Source organism: Haloplanus sp. HW8-1 (assembly GCF_023703795.1).
Taxonomy (GTDB): domain Archaea; phylum Halobacteriota; class Halobacteria; order Halobacteriales; family Haloferacaceae; genus Haloplanus; species Haloplanus pelagicus.
Genome location: NZ_CP098518.1, coordinates 2058799 through 2079199 on the forward strand (window position 1 = coordinate 2058799; position 20401 = coordinate 2079199).

Below are 20401 nucleotides of genomic sequence, written 5' to 3' on the forward strand. Positions count from 1 at the left end.
CCGCATAACCGTTGGTGCGAACGCACGACTGTGTCGGTGCCCGGCGACTGCCGGGGCGCTCCGGGGGCGTGGTCGCTCGCGTCCGACCGGCGAGTACGACAGGTATTTCCCGCCTGCCCAAAAAGTATATAGGCGTACATGGGACGGTCCATGTCGCCATCATCATCACCATCACCCCTACGAGGGGATCATCAATGGACGACACAGCCAAATACCTCATTCACGCATCGATCGCGGCCGACGGCGTCGTCGAGCGAAGCGACGTCGTCGGTGCCGTCTTCGGGCAGACCGAGGGCCTGCTCGGCGACGAACTCGATCTCCGGGATCTCCAGCAGTCCTCCAAAGTCGGCCGTATCGACGTTCAGATCGACAGCGAAAACGGACAGTCCTTCGGTCGCATCACCATCGCCAGCAGCCTCGACAAGGTCGAGACGGCCATCCTCGCCGCGTCGCTCGAAACCATCGACCGCGTCGGCCCGTGTCAGGCCTCCGTCGAGGTGACGAACATCGAGGACGTCCGCGAAGCCAAGCGCCGGAAGGTCGTCGACCGCGCGAAGGAACTGCTCGCCGGATCGTTCGACGAGAGCGTCATGGACTCCTCGAAGATCTTAGAGGAGGTCCGCGAGAGCGTCCGGATCGACGACATCACCGACTACCGGTCGCTCCCGGCCGGGCCACGCGTGGCCGACGCCGACGCTGTCATCGTCGTCGAGGGCCGCGCGGACGTGCTCACCCTCCTCCAGTACGGCGTCAAGAACGCCGTCGCCGTGGAGGGCACCAACGTCCCAGACGCGGTGGCGGACCTGACCGCCGAGCGGACCGTCACGGCCTTCCTGGATGGCGACCGCGGCGGCGAACTCATCCTGCGGGAACTCGCGCAGGTGGGCGACGTGGACTACGTCGTCTTCGCCCCGGAGGGCCGATCCGTCGAGGACCTCGCCCGCCAGGAGGTCATGTCGGCGCTCCGTGACAAGACGCCGTACGGCGACCTCTTCGACGGCGACGATCCGCCGGCGCCCGCCGCCCTGGCCGAGACCGACGATCCCGCCGAGAAAGCGCCCACCGCCGCCGTCTCCGTCGCCACCACCTCGGCGGTCGACGAGTCGGGTCACACCGACGCCGAGACGGGGGACGCGGACGCCGACCGCGCCGAGACGGGGGACGCGGACGCCGACCGCGCCGAGACGGGGGACGCGGACGCCGACGCCGGTGCCGCGGAGAGCAACGGTGTGGCACGCGACGAGTCGTCGACGCTCCGGGGCCACGTCCGAGCGGTGATCGACGCGGAGACCGGGACGGCCCGCCTCCTCGACGGGGACTTCGAGGTCGTCGAGTCGGTGCCCGTGACCGACGCCTTCGACGCGGTATCGGAAGCGGGGACGGCGCCGTACGCGGTGGTCCTCGACGGGGAACTCACCCAGCGACTGCTCGACGTGGCGGCCCAGCGTGGCGTCGAACAGATCGTCGCCCGATCGGCGGCCGAGATGGTCAAGACACCCGTCGACGTTCGCGTCCGGACGATCGACCAGTTGGCGACCGCCGACTGACGGCAGGACCGCGCTCACCCGTCGTCGGTCGACCGCCGATACCGGATCGCCGCCCCATCGGCGAAAAAGTCGGGCAGCCGACGCGTTTTCTCGAACCCACAGCGGCGGTACAGCGATCGCGCTGGCTCGTTGTCCGGGGCGACGGTGACCGTGAGGCGGTCGGCCTCGGCCGCACACGCCGACAGCAACGCCGTCGCAACCCCCTCGCGTCGGTGCTCGGGATCGACGACCAGTTCCGCCACGTAGGTCGTCCCGTCGCCGTGGACGGCGAGCAGGTAGCCCACCGGGGATTCGGCGTCTCCGTCGGCCGTCGCGACGAGGGCCGCCGCCGGCGTGAGGATCTCCCCGTCCTCCTCGCCGCCCGCTCCGTTGTCGTCCCCGTCTCCGCCGACGGCGGCGGCGAGGAGCTCCGGACTCGGCTCCCGGAGGTGCGACTGGAGGCGGGCGAGCGCGGCGCGGTCGCCGGGTCGTGCGCGGCGAATCACAGCAACAGGGCGGCGAACCCGGCGCTCACGACGGCGCCGGCGAGGGTGCCGAGGAAGTTGACGGTCTGGTTGCCGACCCGTCCACCCTCCAGCGTCGCTCCGAGGAGGCTGTCGACGGTCATGCCGGCGACCCCGCCGCAGACGACGGCGAGGGCAGCGAGTCGTGGCGAGGCGAACGCGAAGAAGCCGACGGCGACGGCCGAGACGGCGACGGCGCCGACGGCGCCGACGACGTAGCCTTGCCAGGTGACTCCGCCGTCGGTGCCAGGATCGACCCGCCGGAGCGTCGTGATGAGCCGCGGATCGTCGAACAGGACACCGATCTCGCTGGAGAGCGTATCGCTCATGGCTGCGGCGAGTGACCCGGTGAACGCGAACCGGAACAGGTCGGCGTCCATGGGCATCTGACCGCTGGCGGCGAAGCCGATGACGGCGACGAGCGCCACGGCGGCGTTGCCGAGGACGTTCCCGCTTCCCCGTGCGCCCTCGTTGTCCTCGGCGACGCCTCGCTCCCGCTTCTCCTCGTAGCGGTACTTCGCGGAGAGTCCACCGATGCCGAAGAAAGCGATCAGGACGGCGAACCAGCCGACGCCGCCGAAGACGATGGTGAGCAAGGCGAGCAATACGCCGGTCACCATCCCGGGGACCGACGCAGTGCCAGTTCGGTAGGAGAGATAGCCCAGCGCGACGGTGACCCCGAGGGCGGCACCCACTTCGGCGAGTCCCGCGGCGACGCCGATGGCGTCGAACAACCACAGGAGGAGTCCGGTCGAGAGCATCACCAGCGGATCGTCGCGTTCGTAGAGCATCGAGCGCAGGAGTGCGGCGACGAGGGCCCCGGCCGCGGCGAGGAAGATGGCGGCGGGGAGCGATGGGGTCGTCCCGAGGTTCCACCCGACGAGTAGTTGGCCGGCGAGGGCAGCGAGGAAGGCAACCAGGCCGAAGCCGGCCGTCGAGGCTGCCGGGTCGTTGTCCACCCGTTCGACCGCGCGTGCGCCGACCTTGCCGTACGCGACGACGAAGACAGCGGCGACGAAGACCGACGTGGGCATCGACTCACGGGGTGCCGTCGACAGGATGGCGAGGCCGGTCGCTGCGAGTGCGAAGCCAGCGAGGCCGTTGAGTCGGCCGTCCCGTCGGTCCTGGGGCCGAGCGAAGAGGTCGAACACCGGCCCCTCGTCCACGACGAACGCGGCGAGGAGCGCCACGATGGCGAAGGGAGCGGCGGCCGCGCGCCCGAGTTCCGGGGCGGCGAGCGCGAGCGTCCCGACGGCCGCGAACGCCCCTGCCCGCCGAAGGGTGGACGTCACACCCTCCGGTATCCCCGATGGCCACTTAACGCTCCCGACACGCCCCGCTCGCGTCCACCAGTCCGCCGGATCCGTGGCTTTTTGCGCCGTCACCCCCTGTCGCCGTCGTGGGACTGTACGACCGCTATCTCGCCCTCAGACAGCGGGTCCACGACGGCGATCCTCCTGCTCATGTCGCCATCGTGCTCACCGAACGCGACCTGCTGGAACAGGGTGCGTACGACCGCCTCGAACGCGTCCTCCGCTGGGCCTTCGAGTACGGCGCCGACCGCGTCACCGTCTCGGTGAGCGTCCTCGACGAGGCGGTAGTGCCGACGTTGGAGCGCGAACTCCGGTCGGTCGACGCCCCCCGCCCCGTGGCCGTCCGCGCCCCCGACGACACCGAACCCGTCGCGGCGCCCGTCCAGGTGAACGTCGGCCTCGGCGGCAAAGGGGAGTTCGCCGCCGCCGTCCGCTCGCTGGCCGAGGAGGTCGACGCCGATCGCCTCGACCCCGAAGACGTCGACGAGACCGACGTGGAACGCCGCCTGGTCTTCCCCGACGAACCCGACCTGCTGATCAAGACCGGCGCCGAGCGCCTCTCGGATTTCATGATCTGGCAGTCGGTCTACTCGGAACTCTACTTCACCGACGTGAACTGGCGGGACGTGCGCAAGCGCGACTACCTCCGGGCGGTGCTGGACTACCAGAACCGCCAGCGGCGCTTCGGTCGTTAGACCGAAGCACGTCGTGGTAACGACGGCGGTTCGGACGCTGAGCGTCGGCACGCGTCGCTCCGTCGCCGATTCGGACGCCACCCGACGCGTCGTCGTTCAGCCCTCCCCGATCGGCTCGGCGTCGTCGACCTCGATCCGCCCCTGTAGCTCGCGCTTGGACGCGGGGCTGATCGCGATGCCGGCCCCGTCCAGTCGCTCTTTGACCGCTCGGGCGTACCGACCGGACGGCGAACACGTCCAGGTGCTTCGGGTCCGCGATCCAGTAGTGAACACGTAGTACGACAGCGTCGCCGCCGAACTCGTCGACGTAGGCCTTCGGCGTCGGCCCCGCTTCGATGTCGTCGACGGCGTCCGTCGCTGCGGTGAGTAGGTCCAGTGCCTCGCTCACGTCCGCCTCGTACGCGATCCCGACGCGCTCGACGATGCGCCGTCGTTTCCGACCGTACGGGCGGGTGATCGCCTGCCCCGTGAGGGTCGTGTTCGGCACCGTGACGAGTTCGCCGTCCGGCGTGAGCACGCGCGTCACCCGGAGCGTGATCGACTGGACCGTCCCTCCGCCGTCCGCCCACTCGATGTAGTCACCCACGTTGAACTCGGGGTCGGCGACGAGTACGAGTCCGCTGACGATGGAGCCGATGACCGTCTGTCCGGCGACGCCGACGGCGAGCGTCCCGGCGGCGATGACGAGCGCGGAGTCGCCGATCAGGTCGCCGTACCCGGCCGTTCCGGCGGCGACGAAGAAGGCGACCACGACGACCAGCAGGCGGACGTACCGCGAGACCGCCTCCCTGATCGTCGGATTGTTCCGGTTGCGCCGGCGGACGTACCGCGCGACGAGGGGTTCGACGCCGAACCAGCCGACGAGGACGACGGCGACGAAGCCGGCCAGGAACCACGCCCCGCGCCGGAGGATCGGCCAGTAGTCGACGAGTCCCCCGGCCCGACGGCCGGCGGCGGTGTGGTCGTCACCTGCGCGATGACGTGCATACCGCGTATTCACGCTCGGGCGCTACAAAGGTCCCGCCGTCACTCGGCGGTGCGGTCCTTGTGGTCGAGTTCGGCCGACAGTTCCTCGGCGCCGCCCCGTGGCAACTGCTCGCGGAGGCGGCCGACGACCTCCCGCGTCTCGACGAGCGACGACCCCGCGACCGCCCGCACCAGCGCCACGGCCCGATCGGTCCGGGTGTGACGCCACGACGCCTCGCGGGACTCGTAGGTCCGGATCGCCCGCAGGAAGTCCACCTTCGAGAACTCGGGCCAGTAGGGCGCACAGAAGAAGACGGCGGCCTCGTTGCCGTTGGCGTGCCAGGGGAGGAAGTTGCTCGTCCGCTCGGCGCCACCGGTGCGGACGATCAGGTCCACGTCGCGGACAGGGCGGGCGTACAGGCGACGGTCGATCTCATCCACGTCGATGTCCTCGGGATCGAGGCGCCCCGCTTCGACCGCCCTCAGGGTGTCGCGGGCGGCGCCGAGCAGTTCCGCACGGCCGCCGTACGCCACCGCGACGTTCAGCCGGAAGCGATCGTAGGTCTCGGTCCGTCCCTCGGCGTAGTCGACGGCCTCGCACACTCGATCGGGCAGGCGGTCGACCTGACCGAGGGCGCGGATACACACCTCGTTCTCGTGGACGCCCTCGGCGTCGGCGAACTCCCGGAGTTTCGACTCGATGAGGTCGAACAGGTGTTCGCGTTCCTCTCGGGATCGGTCGAAGTTCTCCGTCGAGAAGGCGTAGACGGTGAGTTCCTCGACGCCGAGATCCTGACACCACCGCAACACTTGCTCGGTCGTCCGGGAGCCCTCGCGGTGACCGGCCGTGGCCTCGTCGCCGCGCTCGCGGGCGTATCGTCGGTTTCCGTCCATGATAATCGCGACGTGGTCGGGACCGTCGTCGATGTCACGGCGGAGCAGTCGCTCGTAAGCGCGGTCGAGCCAGCTACGGACCCGCGAGTGCATGTGGATGGCGACGACGTGGATGGGTATGGGTCTTTTGACACGTGTCGCCCCGTCGCCCGCCGACGCCGCGCCGGCCAGGGTGGATCATCGCCGTGACGACAACCCATATTAGCCTCGGGCGTCTGTCCTCTCACGATGAGCGACCCGTCCGACGCCGCGGTCGAAGGGTTCGATCACGTCCCCGAGACCGACCAGCACTTCGAGAACGCGCTGGCGAAGGCCCGGCACGGCCACCGCCTCACCGTCGACGACGGGGTGGAGCTTCTGACGACCGGGACCGACCACGAGGGGATCGACCCCGTCCGGAAGGAGGCGGTACTGGAGGCGGCCGACCGACGGCGCGCCGAGGTGGTCGGGGACGACGTGACCTTCGTCGCCAACCTCAACAACAACGTCACGACGGCCTGCGATACGGGCTGTCAGTTCTGCAACTTCAAGGACCGCGCGTCGGCGTTCGAGGCCGACGCCCCCGACGACCACGGCGGGTTCACCAAGACGCCGGCCGAATCGCGGCGGGCCGTCGCCGAGGCGGTCGATCTCGGGATTTCGGAGGTGTGTTCGGTCAGCGGCCTCCACCCCGCGTTCGCCCTCGATGCCGAGCACCGTGAACTGCTCGCCGCCGCCGAGAACCCGGAGCGGGTGAACTACCGTCCGCCCGAAGCGTACACCACGTCGCCGGGCACCTACGTCGACCAGATCCGCGCCATGTCCGTCGACGGCGTCCACGTCCACTCGATGACGCCCGAGGAGGCCTACCACGCCCGCCGCGGCACCGACTGGACATACGAGGAGGTGTACCGCCGCCTCCGGGCGGCGGGACTCGACAGCGCCCCCGGTACCGCCGCCGAGATACTCGTCGACGAGGTGCGCGACGTGATCTGTCCGGCCAAGATGTCGACAGCCGAGTGGATCGACGCTATGGAAGGAGCGATGGCCGCCGGGCTCCCCGTCACCGCGACGATCATGTACGGTCACGTGGAAAACGAGATGCACCGCGTCAGGCACCTGAAACGGGTGCGCGACCTGCAGGACCGCACCGGCGGGATCACGGAGTTCGTTCCCCTTTCGTTCGTCCACGAGCGGACGCCGCTCTACGAACACGGCCTGGTCGACGGCGGCGCGACCGACGCCGAGGACGAACTCATGATCGCCGTCTCCCGCCTGTTTCTCGACAACGTCGAGAACGTCCAGACCTCGTGGGTGAAGTTCGGCGATGAGAAGTCACTGAAGACGCTCTCCTGTGGTGCCAACGACTTCATGGGGACGCTCCTCTCCGAGGAGATAACCAAACGCGCCGGCGGCGACTACGGCGAGTTCCGTTCGGTTGCGGACTACGTCGACATGGTGACGGCCATCGGCCGCCGCCCGGTCGAGCGCTCGACCGACTACGAACGCCGGCGACCCGTCGACCCGGAGGACGCGCCCCACGGCCCCCGCCTCGGTCCCCACGCCGACGGAACGCCGATGCTCGGTGCGCGATCCCGGTCTCCGGCGGACGACTGATATGATGGCGACCACCCATGCGGCCGTCGGACTCCTCCTCGCGCTCCCGCTGACGGTCGTCGCGCCGGAACTGGCTCCTCCTGCCGCCCTCGCGGGCATGGCCGGCGGCGTCTTCCCGGATCTCGACCTCGTCGCCGGCGTCCACCGCAAGACGCTGCATTTCCCCGATTACTACTGGTTCGGCGCGTTCCCGGCGCTCGTCGGCGCCGCTCTCGTGCCCGGTTCTGGCATCGTCTCCGTCGCCTTCTTTCTCCTCTCGGCGGCCGTCCACTCCGTCAGCGATGCCTTCGGCGCGGGGACCGAGCCCCGGCCGTGGGAGCGTACCTCGGCGCAGGCGGTGTACCTTCACTCCCGGAACCGCTGGCTCTCGCCGCGCTACTGGGTACGATACGACGGCGCACCCGAAGACTACCTGCTCACCGTCTGCCTTCTCTCGCCCGGCCTGTTCGTCTTCGGCCCGACCGTTCGGCGCGTCGCGTTCGCCTTTCTCGTCGTCGGCGGGGCCTACACCCTCGTCCGTAAGCGCCTCCCGGACGTCGAGGAGCGGTTACTGTAGGGCACGATACCGCTGTCCCGCCTCGTCGTCGGCGCGAAGTGCCTCCCGGATCGCCGGACGGAGCCACGCTCCACCCTCGGCCGGCGCCGCCGCGCCGCTCCGATACGCCGCTGGAAGGTATCGGTCGTGGACCGGCAGACGCTCGCGGAGCGGGACCCCTGCCTCGCTCGCGATTGCCGACAGTTCATCGACTGCGGGCCACTCGTAGTCCGGGTTGATGTAGTCGTCGGTGATCGGGGAGACACCGCCGAGGTCGTCGACGCCACAGGGAAGCAACTCGCGGACTGGCGCGAGGTTCGGCGGCACTTGCACCGACACCTCGTTCGGCAGGGCGACCCGTGCCATCGCCACCGTCTCGCGCAGCGTCTCGACGCCCGGGCGCTCGAAGTCCGAACGCTCGTTGGGGACGACCGGCTGGACGATCACCTCCTGTACGTGGTCGTAGCGGGCGTGGAGTTCGCCGATCGCCAGCAGGCTCTCGGCCCGGTCCCTGCGCGACTCCCCGATGCCGACGAGGATGCCGGTGGTGAACGGAACCGACGCCTCACCGGCCGCCCGGATCGTCCCCAGTCGGCGTTCGGGGGTTTTCCGCCGGCTCCCCGCGTGTGCGCTCACGTCCGCTGTCGTCTCCAGCATCACGCCCATGCTGGCGTTGACCGCCGCGAGCCGGTCCAGTTCCTCGTAGCGCAGGTCGCCCGGGTTGCTGTGGGGGAGCAAGCCGACGTCGAGTGCCATCTCGCAGGCGTCGTAGAGGTAGTCGAGGACGGTGTCGTACCCCCAGTCGCCGAGTCGGTCGTGAATCGCCGTGTACCGCTCGTCCGGGGCGTCGCCGAAGGTGAACAGGACCTCGGTACAGCCGGCCTCGGCCCCGAACTGGAGCTCTTCGCGGAGTTCGTCCGGCGACACCAGCGTCGCCTCGCCGGGCACGTCGTAGAACGTACAGTAGGTGCAGGTGTACCGGCACGCGGTCGTCAGCGGCACGAAGAGGTTCCGGGCGAAGGTGAGTTCGGGCGCCGGTCCCACGTCTGCAGGGGTCGCGTCGAGCAGGTCGGCGACGGCGCCGGCGTCGACCAAACTCTCGGGGTCGACCCGCTCGGCGTCGGTCTCGGGTGCCCGTGGCATGCCCCCGGATCGTCGCCCGACGGACAAAAATCCTCCCTCACGTCCGACCCGGTCGGTCGGCCGCTCACGCCGTCCGGTCGATCCCGACCCGTCCCTCGCCCGCGTCGAGTTCGAACCCCGCCTCGCGGAGCCAGGCCGCCGCCTCGCCCTCGCCGTGGAGCAACACCTCGACCAGATCCGCCGGCTCGTCCACGTCGCTCGCGAGGCGCATCGAGTCGACCACGCGTGGTTCGACGCCGACCGCTCGCGCCACAGTCAGGTGATCGCGATAGGAGACGCCGTGGAAGTCGACTTGGAAGTCGGGGTGGGAAACGACGAGACCGTTCGTCCCGCCGCCACGGCCGGGGGCGACGACCACGTCGCCGTCGGCCGCGGCTTCGACCAGCGTCTCGACGGCTGTCGGCGTCACTAGCCCTAGGTCCGCGACGAGGACGCCGACCGGGTCGGTGCCGCCGAGGCGAGCGTTGATCGCGGCCGAGAGTGGGCGGTCGTCGACGCTCGTCGGGACGTTGTCTAGGTTGCCGTCGACGGGGGCCGTCGCGACGACTTCGGGTGCGTGACTCGTCGCCCGGAGCGCGCCGAGCACGTCACGGAGCATCGCCCGCGCGAAGGCAGCCCGCTCGTCGGCGTCGAGCACCGGATCGAGTCGCGTCTTGGGCCGCGACGCCTCGAACGGGACGAGAAAGCGCATTCAGCCGAGTGGGTCGTCGGGGCCCTGCTGGGACCGCCAGTAGAGGACGCTGCCGACCAGAAGGCCGAGAACGAGCAGTCCCGCGACGGCGTAGATGAGCAACTGCTGGGTTTGTTGGGACTGCCGGGCCCCGTTTGCCTGTTCCGTCGCACGGGTGGCGAGGTTAGTCGCCACGTCGAAACTCCCGTCGTTGTACGCGGCGATCGCGTCCTCGTAGTTGGCCTGTGCGTCGGACGGATTCGCGCCGCTCGATCGCGCACTCTCGATGGCGCTGCCCGCCTCCTCGATCGCGCTACGGGCCGAGGCGCTCGATTCGGTGTAGTGGTGGGTCTGCCAGCTGTCGATGGTGCTGCTTGCGCCACCCTGCTGGCTGCGGGTCAGTTCCATCAACAGGAACTCCTGGGCCGGGTCGTAGCTGTAGGCGTCGACCTCCGGGACCGTGCCCGTAATCCGGACCTCGACCTCGGCGGTGCCGGAACTCGCCGCGACTTCGGCCCCGGAGAAGGACTGCCCGGTGGGTTCGACTAGGTTCTCCTGTGAACCGGTCTGATCGTAGTAGACGATCGTCCAAGAGACGTCGGTGAGGTCGGTCGATCCCGAGAGCTGCCACTGCTCGCTCTGGGGGTTCTGGTACAGTTCGTCGAGCGTGATCGTCGCCGATACTTGCGTGCCGACCTGTGCTTCCTCGGGGACGTCCTCGCCAGTGACGGAGACTGCTGCCGCCGGGACGGTCGCGGCGAGCAGAACGACGAGTGTGGCGAGGACGACCCTAGAAGAGCGATTCGAGTTCGTCCTCGTCATCTTCGACTAGGTTCTGGAGGTTGGCTTCGCTCTCTTCGCGGATCTCGCTGATGTTGTCCTGTGCTTCGATGGCGACCTGCTGGAGTTCCTTGATGCGGGGAACGTTGGTGACTCCGGAAAGCAGGATGGCCGAGGCGACGAAGTCGCTGTCGTTGACGGGGTAGTCGCCGCCCCTGACTTCCATGCTGCCGGTCTGCTCTTCGAGCCATTTCCGGCCGCGTTCGATGCCTTTCCGGTTCAGGTAGGCGGAGGGCCCGGCCATCACGAGGAGGGCGCGTTCGGTACCGTCGATCTCACAGGGGAGGGTCAGCCGACCCAAGGCGGCCTTGCGGACGAGGCTCGTGATGCGGTTGGTCGTGTTGGCCGAGTCGAGTTGGTCCTCGACGGACTGCTCGTTGCCGGTGAGTTTCGAGAGCAGGCCGCTGGACTGCTGTTTGCGCTCGACGGTCTCCGAGGCGTAGCCGACGGTCGAGACGCCGCCACCCGAGAGCGTGTTGATGATCTCGGAGCTGTCGACGACGGATTCGGCGACCTCCTGTCCCTCGCGGACCTCGCCCGCGCCGAACAGGATGCCGAACCGGCGGACGATCTCGTCGTTGATTTCGTCGTAGCCGCTCTGGACGGATTCGCCGGTCTTGCGCCAGGCGTCGTTGTCGAAAACGAGCAGGTTGTCGACCTCGTTGACGAGCGTCTGGAACGAGCGGGCGGCGTTGAGCGTGTAGATCCCGCCCTCGTCGCTGCCGGGGAGGATGCCGAGACCGTAAACGGGCTCCGTGTAAATGCGCTTGAGGTGTTTCGCGAGGACCGGCGAGCCGCCGCTCCCGGTGCCGCCCCCGAGGCCGGCGACGACGAGGAAGGCGTCGACCTCGTGGACGGGGATACCGTCGATGGCACCCTGGATCTCGCCGATGTCCTCCTCGGCGATCTCCGCACCGAGTTCGTTGTCCGCGCCCACGCCGTGTCCCTTCACCCGGGACTGGCCGATGAGCACGCGCTGATCCTGCGGGATGTGTTCGAGACCCATCAGGTCAGCCTTGGCAGTGTTGACGGCGACCGCCGCGCGGACGATTTCGCTCCCCGTCCGCTGATCGTACTCGAGGAACTTGTCGACGATCTTGCCGCCGGCCTGCCCGAAACCGATCATGGCCAGTTTCATAGTTTCAGACCCCTCTTCATTGGGAAGAACCCAGGCGCAAAACGAACATAAACCTTGTGGGCGACGGCGATGTTCGGCGGCCGAATCCGACGCTCGATCCACCGATGGCGGCGCGAAACCGACCGTTTCGGCGCCGTCTGACGGACGGCGGACGTCCGTCAGCGATCGCCGAGGTACTCCCCGAGGGTGCGAAGGTCCCCCTCCTCGACGTCGAACGCCTCCACGTCGTTGTGCGCGGCCGTGTTGTCGAACCGGAGCGATCGGTACTGATCGGCACCCATCGGCGCGCCGGGAAGCGATCCGAGCGCCGACAGCCCGATCTTGGCGAGGGCCATCGGCACCGGGATCACGGTCGTCGGCCGCCCCTCGCTCCCGTGGACAGTGCGCGCGACGTCCGCGAGCGAGAGCCGCTGGGGGCCGCCGATCTCGTAGATGCCGCCGTCGTAGGCGTCGTCCTCGACCGCCGCCGCGAGCATGGGCACGAGATCCTCGATCCAGATGGGCTGGAACCGGGTCTTCCCGCCGCCCGGCAGGGGCGTCAGGTACGGCGGCGCGAGCTTTTTCGTGAAGGGGACGAACTCGCCGCCGTCGCCGAAGATCACCGACGGTCGGAAGATGACATAGCGCAGCGACGACGACTTGACGATCTCTTCGGCCGCTCCCTTGGCGCGGATGTACGCCGTCGCGCCGTCGGGATCGGCGCCGAGCGCGCTCATCTGCAGGATCTTCTCGACGCCCGTCTCCTCGGCCGCTCGCACGACGTTTTCGGTCCCGCCCCGGTGGATCCGGTCGTGCATCTCGTCGCCGCCCGAGGGCTTGAACAGCGGTGAGAGCGCGACCAGGTTGACGACCGCGTCCTGTCCCTCCATGGGTTCGACCAGCGAGTCGTAGGCGGTCACGTCCCCCATCGCCTTCTCGACGCCCCCGGGCAGATCGCCCTTGCTCGGTTGTCGCGCGAGCGCCGTCACCGAGTGACCCCGCGATTTTAGTTCCCGGCACAGGTGTCGGCCGACGAATCCGGTCCCGCCGGTTACGAGGACATCCATGACTCACGGTTACCCCGTATCACGGTAAAGGTAACGCAGTCGAACGGCTCGCCGTGGGAGTGCCGTTTCACTCGGCCCGGTCAGAACCGTTGCCGTTTCGCGCCCGCGCTCGTCTCGGACAATCGACAGTGAACGTCCGTTCCACGAGGGACACCTCGACCCCGACCCCTCGTGCTTCGATAACTTCTATTCGAAGCGTGTCGGCGGATTCGTTTCCCAACGGATTCACCCGCAGTCCCGGTCCAGTGCCGGGCTCGTAGCCCCGTCCGGACGACCCAGCCCCGTCGAAAACGATCGTGGTGCTGTCGCCGGGATCGAGGCGGGATCCGTCGACCCGGAGTCCATCCCTCGACCCGCGTGGGACCGTCGCGATGATTTCGATCCGTTCGAGGGTGGTTCGAAACCGGTTCTGGAGAACGGTGTTCTCGTGGGGGTTGCCACAGTGCAGGTTTTCGTCGGAAACCCCCAGGAACGCGTCTTCGTCTTCGGCGACAGCTATCTCGACGGGCCGTTCCGCTACCGTCGTGGTGAATCCGCCGGTTCCCGTCGCTACCAGAACGCTCGTCGCGACGAGGCCGACGACAACGACGTGTCTCGCGGGACCCATCGGTCTTTAGGATTGCACCTCGGGCGGAGCTGGTTCGGTCCCCAGTTTCATCCTACGTGTCATGATCTGGTGGACGATGGCGGAGATCACGACCCACACGACACAGAAGACGCTCCACTGGATGTCGGAGAGCATCGTGAGAGGGAAGACGTCCGCCCAGACGGCGGTCATCAGGGACAACTCGACTACCGACAGGCCGAGATAGTACCGGCTCCAGGGGAAGTCCCCGCTCGGGACGATCTCGGTGTAGATGTCGACCTCGGAGAGGGTATCCGTGGGCGTGATGGTCCCGTCGCGCCGGTCGAACGATACCAGTCCGGCGTCGTCCATCTTCGGCAGATGGCGCTGCTGTAACGCCGTGTACGTGTTCTTCCGCTGGGTCGCCGAGAGTCGATCCGGCTCCGTCCCGTGTTCCCACGCACCCACCCGCTCGGCGAGTGTCCCGAGGTCGACGGTCTCACGGTGGTACTGCAAGTAGTGAATGGCGTACCGTCGGCGACGGTTCGCCAGCACCTCGTACAGCGTGTCCCGGGAGGGGTCCCGTTCGGTCGGAGTGCCCTGTTCCGACGGCGCTATCGTCTCCGAGTGTCTCCCCCCTTGGTGTTGTGTTTTCGACATTTCCCCTCGTCGTGTGTCGTGTCGACCTGTCACATAAAAGTGTATTATTTTTCATAATTTCTTGGGGGGGTCGACCGTCTTCGCGGCCCCCGAGAAGGTGCGTTCGGGGACGTTCGCGGTCTCCGTGAGGACGATCCGGGTGACATCGGTCGCCTTCGCGGTACTGAATACAAACACGGTGTGCTTCCACGGGGAACGCACGCGCTCCCGACGAGTGCGTGACAGAACGGAACGAAACCATGAGACGGAGAAAATTATTGATCGGCGCGGGATCGCTCGTCGCCAGCGGGGCGGCTGTAGTGGGTTCTGGCGCGTTCACCAGCGCGACGGCGCAGCGGAGTGTCACGGTAAACGTCGCGGGTGACGGGTCAGCCTACCTCAGGTTGAGGCCCGGCAACTCGTCCGGGGGCGGTCCGAACGCCGCGTACGCCGAGTACAACAGCGACGATGAACTCGAGGTCAATCTCGACGGTTCGGCGTCGAGTGGCTTCTCCGGAACACAGGGGGACGGCGTGAATCCGGATGCAGTGACCGACATCGACGAGGTGTTTACGATCTATAACCAAGGGACCCAGGACGTCGGGGTCTATCTCACCGAGAGTTCGAGTGCGGTTACGTTCTACGCACAGAACTCGTTCCCCGCAGGAGGAAGCGGCGGGACGGCGAAGGCTCCGAGCGGCACCAACGACGCCGGGACTCCCGGAAACGACTCCCTAGAGGGCCAGAGCAATCACGTCGACATGTCTCCCGGTTCGTACCTCGAGGTGAGCATTCAGGTCGATACGACGGGGACATCCAGCACCGACCTGCTCGACAACATCACCGTACACGCGGATGCGAGTTTGGTGTAACAATGAAACGACGTAACCTTCTCCTCGGCATCGGCGGCCTCTCTGCGGCCGGTGCGGGCATGAGAACCGGAGCGTTCAGCCTCGGGACCGTCGACCGGAGCGCCGACGTCACCGTCGCCAACGAGGACGACGCGTACCTCGCGATGGCACCCTCGTCCGGCCCGAACGGTGCGTACGCGACACAGGGCAGTAACAAAAACGAGCTTGCGCTGGACTTCACGAATAACGGACAGGGAGGCGGAGTCAACAGCGAAGGTGAATTCTACTTCGACAACGTATTGACCGTCGAGAACCGAGCCACTCAAACCGTCTACGTCTGGGCGCGATTCGGCGGCGGTAGCCAGTTCGACAACCAGAACCTCTACCTCTACCCGAACGGGGCACGCGACACGAAACTCAACGATCAGTCCAACAGCGTGCTCACGCTCGCGCCAGGCGAACGCGCAAACATCGGAGCGTATATCGATACGTCCTCCACGTCGACAGGGTCCAGCGAGACGCTCACCATGACGGTTCGGGCCGACGTGGACAACCCGAGCGGCACCAACTCGGTGGGGCCGAGCGGCGGGCAGGCCCTCGTGGTAAGCCAAGACCCCGACCAGAACGAGTACGGGTCGATACAGAACGCCATCGACGACGCCACCGGGACCGATGTGCTCGTCGAGGCCGGTACGTACAACGAGGCCATCGTCATCGACAAGGACGATATCACGCTCCGATCGCTTGCGGGTGCGGGTCAAACCACGATCCGGGCGTCGACGGAGGATGCGAACGTCGACTTCGGCACGGGATCGAACAAGGCTGTTCTCGTCGACGGCGCCACGGACGTCACGATCGACGGATTCACGGTCACCTTCGAGTCCGCGCCTGCCAACAACAGCGAGAAGTACGCCGTCCGGGGCCGACCGGATGGCAGCGGCGGCGGTCCCGACAACCTTGTCGTGGCGAACAACATCATCGAAGACTTCAGTACGTCCGATCAGCCCGGGAACTCGGGTGCTGTCAGGGCGGGCGGCGTCTCCATCGACATGAACCCGACCGGTGGCCTCGGGCCTGCAACGACTAACGGAATCGAGGTCAGAAACAACATCATTCGGGATATCGAGTGTGTGGGTGACGTCGACCAGAACGACTCCAGGGCAAAGGGCATCGCGATGAACGGTGATGTCCAAGAGGCGGTCATCATGGACAACACCATCCACAACATCGGGACCACTTCGAACGAGGATCCCAACGCTGCAGAGGAACTTGCGAACACCTCCGGTGTCGAAGGGACTGAAAAGCCCCGCGGGATCTCCCTCACTGAAAATGGTCCTACTGGCCCCACGAACTTCGAAATCGTCAGAAACGACTTCGACGGTATCGAAGGGACCTACGGCCAGCCGGCGATCTTCGTTGGAGGATCGAACGGTCTCGGCGGCAGTCACGCGGTGAGGTTCAACAACTTCCGGCATCCCGTGGACAATCTCAGTGGTGAGGCGCTCGTTCTGCGAAAGAACTGGTGGTCGTCCGGGAGTCCTCCCGCTACCAGTTCTGCCGACAGCGACGCAGACGGGGGTGTCCTGATCGATCGAGGACCCGGTGCCTACGACCAGAACAACTCGCGTAGTAGCCAAGTGAACGATGCGGGATCCGATCTCTGAGGCCAAGGGAGAGTAACGGAACGAAGATCCACTTGAGCACCCTGTTTTCACATCTTTCGATCGAATCGTGTGGAGACGGCTGTTGAAGACGAACGATACTCTTGCCCACTGGGTGCACGCCGTCCTCTGTGGAGTGGATTCCGTGGCGTGACATCGTCGCGTAATGGCGGTTCGACGCCGCCGGTGAGCCCCGATCGGCGAAACGGACGAACCGGCCCGGCGTCGCCCCCGAACGACGGAATCCCCGGATGTTGGACGATGCCCACTCGGGCACTTCCCGAGTATCCGACCTCGCCGATCCCGACTGACTCCCGACCCGGTGGGAACCACCGATATTCGATGTCCGTCCTGCAAGCACTCCACTGCCCGAAGCCGAGGTGTGGAATCGCAGACTGGACGGCGACGCGCGGGGTTTCCACCGTCACCGGGTGTCCGTAGGAGTCCGACCCGCGACATAGGCACCCGGCGCCGCCCCCGCGTCCGCCGGTTGCGAGAACACCCGCGACGCCAAACCTGACGCGGCCCTGGACCCCGACGCTTAACCTCCCTGCCGACCCACCCTCGCCATGCTCATCACCCTGGAGGGTCTCGACGGGAGCGGCAAGACGACCGCGTGGCGGGCGCTCCGCGACCGGTACCCCGGTGCCGTGTTCACGCGCGAACCGACCGATTCGTGGTACGGCGAGGCCGTCCGCCGCTCCATCGACGACGAGGACGCCGATCCGCTCGCCGAACTCTTCCTCTATATGGCCGACCACGCCGACCACCTCTCGCGGGTGATCCGGCCAGCGCTGGCCGAGGGCTCGCTCGTCGTCTCGGATCGCTACTCGGACTCCCGGATCGCGTACCAGGCCGCGACGCTTTCCGACGCCGACGTTCCCGACCCCTTCGAGTACGTCCGGTCGATCCACGACCCCGTCTCGCGTCCGCCGGACGCGACGCTCTATCTCGACGTGGACCCCGAGACGGCCGCCGAGCGGAGCGGCGGGACGAACAAGTTCGAACACGTCGACCACCTCCGGGCGGTACGGGAGAGGTACGAGCGGCTACTGGCCGACGAACCGGAGCGGTTCGTCCGCATCGACGCCACGCGCCCGCAGGCCGCCGTCCTCGACGACGTGACGGACGCCGTCGACCGACTGGTTTAGCGGCTCGTCGTGTCGGGCAGTTCGTACTCGTCCGGGGCGGGCACGTACAACACGTCGATGCTCACGCCGAGCGCCATCGGGATGGCGACCATCAGCCCGATGACGGCACCCGTGCTCCCGAGGTCGACGCCGACGCCGACGCTGAACGCGACGATAGTCGTCGTCACGAGGATCACGGGAACCAAAAGCGCCGTGTACACGACCGTCCCCCAGCGGGTGTGGAGCTGGATGCGGAAAAAGCGGGTCGCGACCGCCGCGATCAGGACGTTGGCCACGAAGACGGCGCCCGTCAGGCCGAAATCCAGAAGCGTCGCCATGGGGAGTCTCGGGGCTCGACCGGCTTTGGCCTGTCGCTTCTACGCGTCGGCGCCCTGCCGTGCGCGGTCGACGAGTCGAGCCACCGGTCCCGTGTAGTCGTACCCCGGAATGATCCCCTGGACGTACGTCCCCTCGACGTAGTTGACGACGACGGCGACGTCGTCGACGCCCCGCCGTTCGTCGATGTCGGTGAACGCCGTCTCGACGATCACCTCCGTGTCCGTCAGTCGGACCGCCGGTTCGAGGTCGTGGTCGCCGCTGACGACGCCGTCGGCGTCCGCCACGCGGCGCTCGAACGTCTCCAGCCACCCCTCTTCGACGACCGCGGCCACGTCGCCCTCGACGGCCGTCGAGAGCGACGGCGCCCGGACCTCGATCGCGTAGTCGATCCGTCCCTCACGTTCGGTCGCCGTCACGACCGCGTCGAATGCCGTCGTCGTCGCCTCGAACCGACCGTCGTCGAGGCGGTCGAACATTTCGTGGTCGCGAAACGCCCGCGTCACTCGTCCGGATGCCTCGCCCATGACCGAACACTGGGGATGGGCGAGGAAAAGTCCCTCGCGTCGCCGGAGCGAGCCCTTGTGACTCCCCCGCCATCCTGCCGACGGCGGCACTCTTAAGTTTCTTCCACCGCTTATCCCACGTGACGCTTCGTCTGGAGGGCCGAAGCGTCAGCGGGGACCAATTCAGGGCGGCAAGCGACCGTACGGACCCCTCTTTCCCCGTACGCTCGCTTTTCGCTTTTCGACGTCGAGACCGGCTTACCGCCACCGAACGGTCAGTCGACGCCGAGCCCCCCGACGACCGCGCCGAACAGCAGCCCAGTCGCGCCGAGTGGTGACCCCCCATCGGGAGTGAGGCCGTAGGTCACGAGACTCGGCCACGACCCGTGACACGCCGGGTGATCAGATCGGCGAGCGGTTCCCGGACGGACGGGTCGCGCAGCCCACCCCGCGATGCCGCACTCTCCTCGCCCGCGCTCACGTCGCCCGTGTCGAGGCGCTCGGCATCGTACCCGTCGTCGAGGAACGACCGCACCCAATCGATCCGCCCCGACCCAGTGCCGTCGATCGTCACGGCGATGTCGCCGTCGGCGTCCATCGACGTTCCCACCGACGACTCCGTCCGGTCGTCACGAGGCCGCCACCCGTCTGGCTCGGCGCGACGACCTACGCGAGGGACCTCCGATCCGGACGTATGTCGCCCGCGAACGGTCACCGAACCGTATACCCGATGCGGTTCGGGATGGGAGTGTCAAACCTGTCACCGGTGACGGGCCGACCGGCCGGGGCGAGTGCACCGATCATCGCGGACCGGAGATCGAACCACGGTCGTTCCACTCCCTGATTCGAACCCCTCGGCACACTGCACGCTCCGCACGGTCGTTCGGAGCGGCAGTGCGAGGGAGGGGATTCGAACCGGAACCGGACTCGCTTCGCTCGTCCGGTAGGGGACGAATCCCGACGTACTCGCTCGGCGCGGACGGGCGCCTCGCTCGATGCGAGGGAGGGGATTCGAACCACGGTCGTTCCACTCCCTGATTCGAACCCCTCGGCACACTGCACGCTCCGCACGGTCGTTCGGAGCGGCAGTGCGAGGGAGGGGATTCGAACCCCCGAACTCCTTCGAGAGCGGGTCTTAAGCCCGCCGCCTTTGGCCTGGCTCGGCCACCCTCGCTCGGGTGTCCGTTTCCCCGTACCGTCGCAAGTGGCTTTCGATCCTCACGGTCGACTGGAGTCCTTCGGACTACGCCCCGTCGCGGTGCTGGAACTCGACCGACGCCCCCAGGATGTCCGCGAGCGACTCGACCGTCTCTTGGAGTTCCCCGATCTGCCGATCCTGTCGGTCGAGTCGCTCCGTCAGCCCCTCGACTGACGCTTCGAGGTCCGCCAGGTCGTCGCGAAGGTCCTCGGGGACCTCCTCGGCGAGTTCCTCGATGGTATCGAGTACCTCGTCGGCCTCGTCGGCCGACACCAGTCCGTGGTCCGCCGGGTTCGTCAGCATCCGCCGGTGAGAGAGAATCGCCTCCGAGACGCTCTCGCTTCCGTCCGGCAACGTGATCGTCAGAGGTTCGACCGCGTCGACGTCGTCGGTCTCCGCTCCGTCCGCGACGTCGTCGATCTCCGCTCCGTCCGCGGCGTCGTCGGTCTCCGCTCCGTCCGCGACGTCGTCGATCTCCGCTCCGTCCGCGGCGTCGTCGGTCTCCCCGTCCGTCGCGACGATGTTGGCCGTCGCTTCGGCCTCGGTCGTCTCTTCGGTACGGTCCGGTTCGGCGCGAGCCGTGTCCATGGGATCTACGTCCATGTCCCGAACACGGGTCGCGTCGCTCA

The 20401-nt window shown here is 67.6% G+C and carries 23 protein-coding genes and 1 tRNA gene; 7 read left to right on the forward strand and 17 right to left on the reverse strand.

Annotation, left to right across the window (positions count from 1 at the left end; all coding sequences use genetic code 11):
• Nucleotides 1–194 precede the first annotated feature (194 nt).
• Nucleotides 195–1547, forward strand: coding sequence for a DNA primase DnaG (gene dnaG, locus NBT82_RS10985; RefSeq protein ID WP_251328161.1), 1353 nt, complete (start codon nucleotides 195–197; stop codon nucleotides 1545–1547).
• Nucleotides 1548–1561: 14 nt separating this feature from the next.
• On the opposite strand, the gene NBT82_RS10990 is transcribed toward dnaG, so the two are convergent.
• Together NBT82_RS10990 and NBT82_RS10995 are read right to left on the reverse strand one after the other, a co-directional pair.
• Nucleotides 1562–2032, reverse strand: coding sequence for a GNAT family N-acetyltransferase (locus NBT82_RS10990; protein WP_251328162.1), 471 nt, complete (start codon nucleotides 2030–2032; stop codon nucleotides 1562–1564).
• The gene (locus tag NBT82_RS10995; protein ID WP_251328163.1) at nucleotides 2029–3342 is read right to left on the reverse strand and encodes a DUF92 domain-containing protein; all 1314 of its coding nucleotides are present in this window, start codon (nucleotides 3340–3342) and stop codon (nucleotides 2029–2031) included. Before NBT82_RS10995 ends, NBT82_RS10990 begins: the two co-directional genes overlap by 4 nt.
• A gap of 107 nt (nucleotides 3343–3449) precedes the next feature.
• On the opposite strand from NBT82_RS10995, the gene NBT82_RS11000 reads away from it, so the two are divergent.
• On the forward strand, nucleotides 3450–4058 hold the full coding sequence (locus tag NBT82_RS11000) for an undecaprenyl diphosphate synthase family protein (RefSeq protein WP_251328164.1): 609 nt from the start codon (nucleotides 3450–3452) through the stop codon (nucleotides 4056–4058).
• On the opposite strand, the gene NBT82_RS11005 is transcribed toward NBT82_RS11000, so the two are convergent.
• Together NBT82_RS11005 and uppS are read right to left on the reverse strand one after the other, a co-directional pair.
• Nucleotides 3967–5058 (reverse strand): mechanosensitive ion channel family protein, encoded by a 1092-nt coding sequence (locus NBT82_RS11005; protein ID WP_251328165.1) that lies wholly within the window; start codon nucleotides 5056–5058, stop codon nucleotides 3967–3969. The genes NBT82_RS11000 and NBT82_RS11005 overlap by 92 nt on opposite strands.
• A gap of 26 nt (nucleotides 5059–5084) precedes the next feature.
• Nucleotides 5085–6011: a polyprenyl diphosphate synthase gene (gene uppS, locus NBT82_RS11010; RefSeq protein ID WP_251328166.1), complete on the reverse strand. Its 927-nt coding sequence runs from the start codon at nucleotides 6009–6011 to the stop codon at nucleotides 5085–5087.
• A 135-nt stretch (nucleotides 6012–6146) separates the two neighbouring features.
• Between uppS and cofH the strand changes: the two genes are divergently transcribed.
• Nucleotides 6147–7514, forward strand: coding sequence for a 7,8-didemethyl-8-hydroxy-5-deazariboflavin synthase subunit CofH (gene cofH / locus NBT82_RS11015; RefSeq protein ID WP_251328167.1), 1368 nt, complete (start codon nucleotides 6147–6149; stop codon nucleotides 7512–7514).
• A gap of 1 nt (nucleotide 7515) precedes the next feature.
• Nucleotides 7516–8070 (forward strand): metal-dependent hydrolase, encoded by a 555-nt coding sequence (locus tag NBT82_RS11020; protein WP_251328168.1) that lies wholly within the window; start codon nucleotides 7516–7518, stop codon nucleotides 8068–8070.
• Here the strand turns inward: NBT82_RS11020 and cofG are convergent.
• The 8 genes from cofG to NBT82_RS20030 form a co-directional block, all read right to left on the reverse strand.
• Nucleotides 8062–9192, reverse strand: a complete 1131-nt coding sequence (gene cofG, locus NBT82_RS11025; RefSeq protein WP_251328169.1) for a 7,8-didemethyl-8-hydroxy-5-deazariboflavin synthase subunit CofG — start codon at nucleotides 9190–9192, stop codon at nucleotides 8062–8064. The genes NBT82_RS11020 and cofG overlap by 9 nt on opposite strands.
• A 64-nt stretch (nucleotides 9193–9256) precedes the next feature.
• Entirely contained in the window at nucleotides 9257–9883 is a 627-nt protein-coding gene (gene cofC / locus NBT82_RS11030) for a 2-phospho-L-lactate guanylyltransferase (RefSeq protein ID WP_251328170.1), read from the reverse strand.
• Complete coding sequence (locus tag NBT82_RS11035; RefSeq protein WP_251328171.1) at nucleotides 9884–10684, reverse strand: hypothetical protein; 801 nt, start codon at nucleotides 10682–10684, stop codon at nucleotides 9884–9886.
• Nucleotides 10653–11840, reverse strand: coding sequence for a tubulin/FtsZ family protein (locus NBT82_RS11040; protein WP_251328172.1), 1188 nt, complete (start codon nucleotides 11838–11840; stop codon nucleotides 10653–10655). Before NBT82_RS11040 ends, NBT82_RS11035 begins: the two co-directional genes overlap by 32 nt.
• Nucleotides 11841–11998: 158 nt before the next feature.
• Nucleotides 11999–12886 (reverse strand): complex I NDUFA9 subunit family protein, encoded by an 888-nt coding sequence (locus NBT82_RS11045; RefSeq protein WP_251328173.1) that lies wholly within the window; start codon nucleotides 12884–12886, stop codon nucleotides 11999–12001.
• 67 nt (nucleotides 12887–12953) lie between these two features.
• A complete protein-coding gene (locus NBT82_RS11050) occupies nucleotides 12954–13493 on the reverse strand; it encodes a hypothetical protein (RefSeq protein ID WP_251328174.1) in 540 nt (179 codons plus the stop codon).
• Nucleotides 13494–13499: 6 nt separating this feature from the next.
• Nucleotides 13500–14111 (reverse strand): DUF7344 domain-containing protein, encoded by a 612-nt coding sequence (locus NBT82_RS11055; RefSeq protein ID WP_251328175.1) that lies wholly within the window; start codon nucleotides 14109–14111, stop codon nucleotides 13500–13502.
• A 51-nt stretch (nucleotides 14112–14162) separates the two neighbouring features.
• Entirely contained in the window at nucleotides 14163–14288 is a 126-nt protein-coding gene (locus NBT82_RS20030; protein ID WP_256476543.1) for a hypothetical protein, read from the reverse strand.
• A gap of 62 nt (nucleotides 14289–14350) precedes the next feature.
• On the opposite strand from NBT82_RS20030, the gene NBT82_RS11060 reads away from it, so the two are divergent.
• The 3 genes from NBT82_RS11060 to tmk all read left to right on the forward strand — a co-directional run bounded on the left by NBT82_RS11060 (nucleotide 14351) and on the right by tmk (nucleotide 17753).
• Entirely contained in the window at nucleotides 14351–14962 is a 612-nt protein-coding gene (locus NBT82_RS11060; protein ID WP_251328176.1) for a hypothetical protein, read from the forward strand.
• Nucleotides 14963–14964: 2 nt separating this feature from the next.
• The gene (locus tag NBT82_RS11065) at nucleotides 14965–16605 is read left to right on the forward strand and encodes a DUF1102 domain-containing protein (RefSeq protein ID WP_251328177.1); all 1641 of its coding nucleotides are present in this window, start codon (nucleotides 14965–14967) and stop codon (nucleotides 16603–16605) included.
• Nucleotides 16606–17171: 566 nt separating this feature from the next.
• Nucleotides 17172–17753, forward strand: a complete 582-nt coding sequence (gene tmk, locus NBT82_RS11070) for a dTMP kinase (protein WP_251328178.1) — start codon at nucleotides 17172–17174, stop codon at nucleotides 17751–17753.
• Here tmk and NBT82_RS11075 read toward each other — a convergent pair.
• The 5 genes from NBT82_RS11075 to NBT82_RS11095 all read right to left on the reverse strand — a co-directional run bounded on the left by NBT82_RS11075 (nucleotide 17750) and on the right by NBT82_RS11095 (nucleotide 20375).
• The gene (locus tag NBT82_RS11075) at nucleotides 17750–18070 is read right to left on the reverse strand and encodes a DUF7991 family protein (RefSeq protein WP_251328179.1); all 321 of its coding nucleotides are present in this window, start codon (nucleotides 18068–18070) and stop codon (nucleotides 17750–17752) included. The genes tmk and NBT82_RS11075 overlap by 4 nt on opposite strands.
• Nucleotides 18071–18109: 39 nt before the next feature.
• Complete coding sequence (locus NBT82_RS11080) at nucleotides 18110–18595, reverse strand: DUF5813 family protein (protein ID WP_251328180.1); 486 nt, start codon at nucleotides 18593–18595, stop codon at nucleotides 18110–18112.
• A 343-nt stretch (nucleotides 18596–18938) separates the two neighbouring features.
• Nucleotides 18939–19172, reverse strand: a complete 234-nt coding sequence (locus NBT82_RS11085) for a hypothetical protein (RefSeq protein WP_251328181.1) — start codon at nucleotides 19170–19172, stop codon at nucleotides 18939–18941.
• Between the two features lie 491 nt (nucleotides 19173–19663).
• Nucleotides 19664–19748 (reverse strand) — tRNA-Leu (locus NBT82_RS11090).
• A 69-nt stretch (nucleotides 19749–19817) separates the two neighbouring features.
• A complete protein-coding gene (locus tag NBT82_RS11095) occupies nucleotides 19818–20375 on the reverse strand; it encodes an autophagy-related protein 17 (RefSeq protein ID WP_251328182.1) in 558 nt (185 codons plus the stop codon).
• Between the last annotated feature and the right edge of the window lie 26 nt (nucleotides 20376–20401).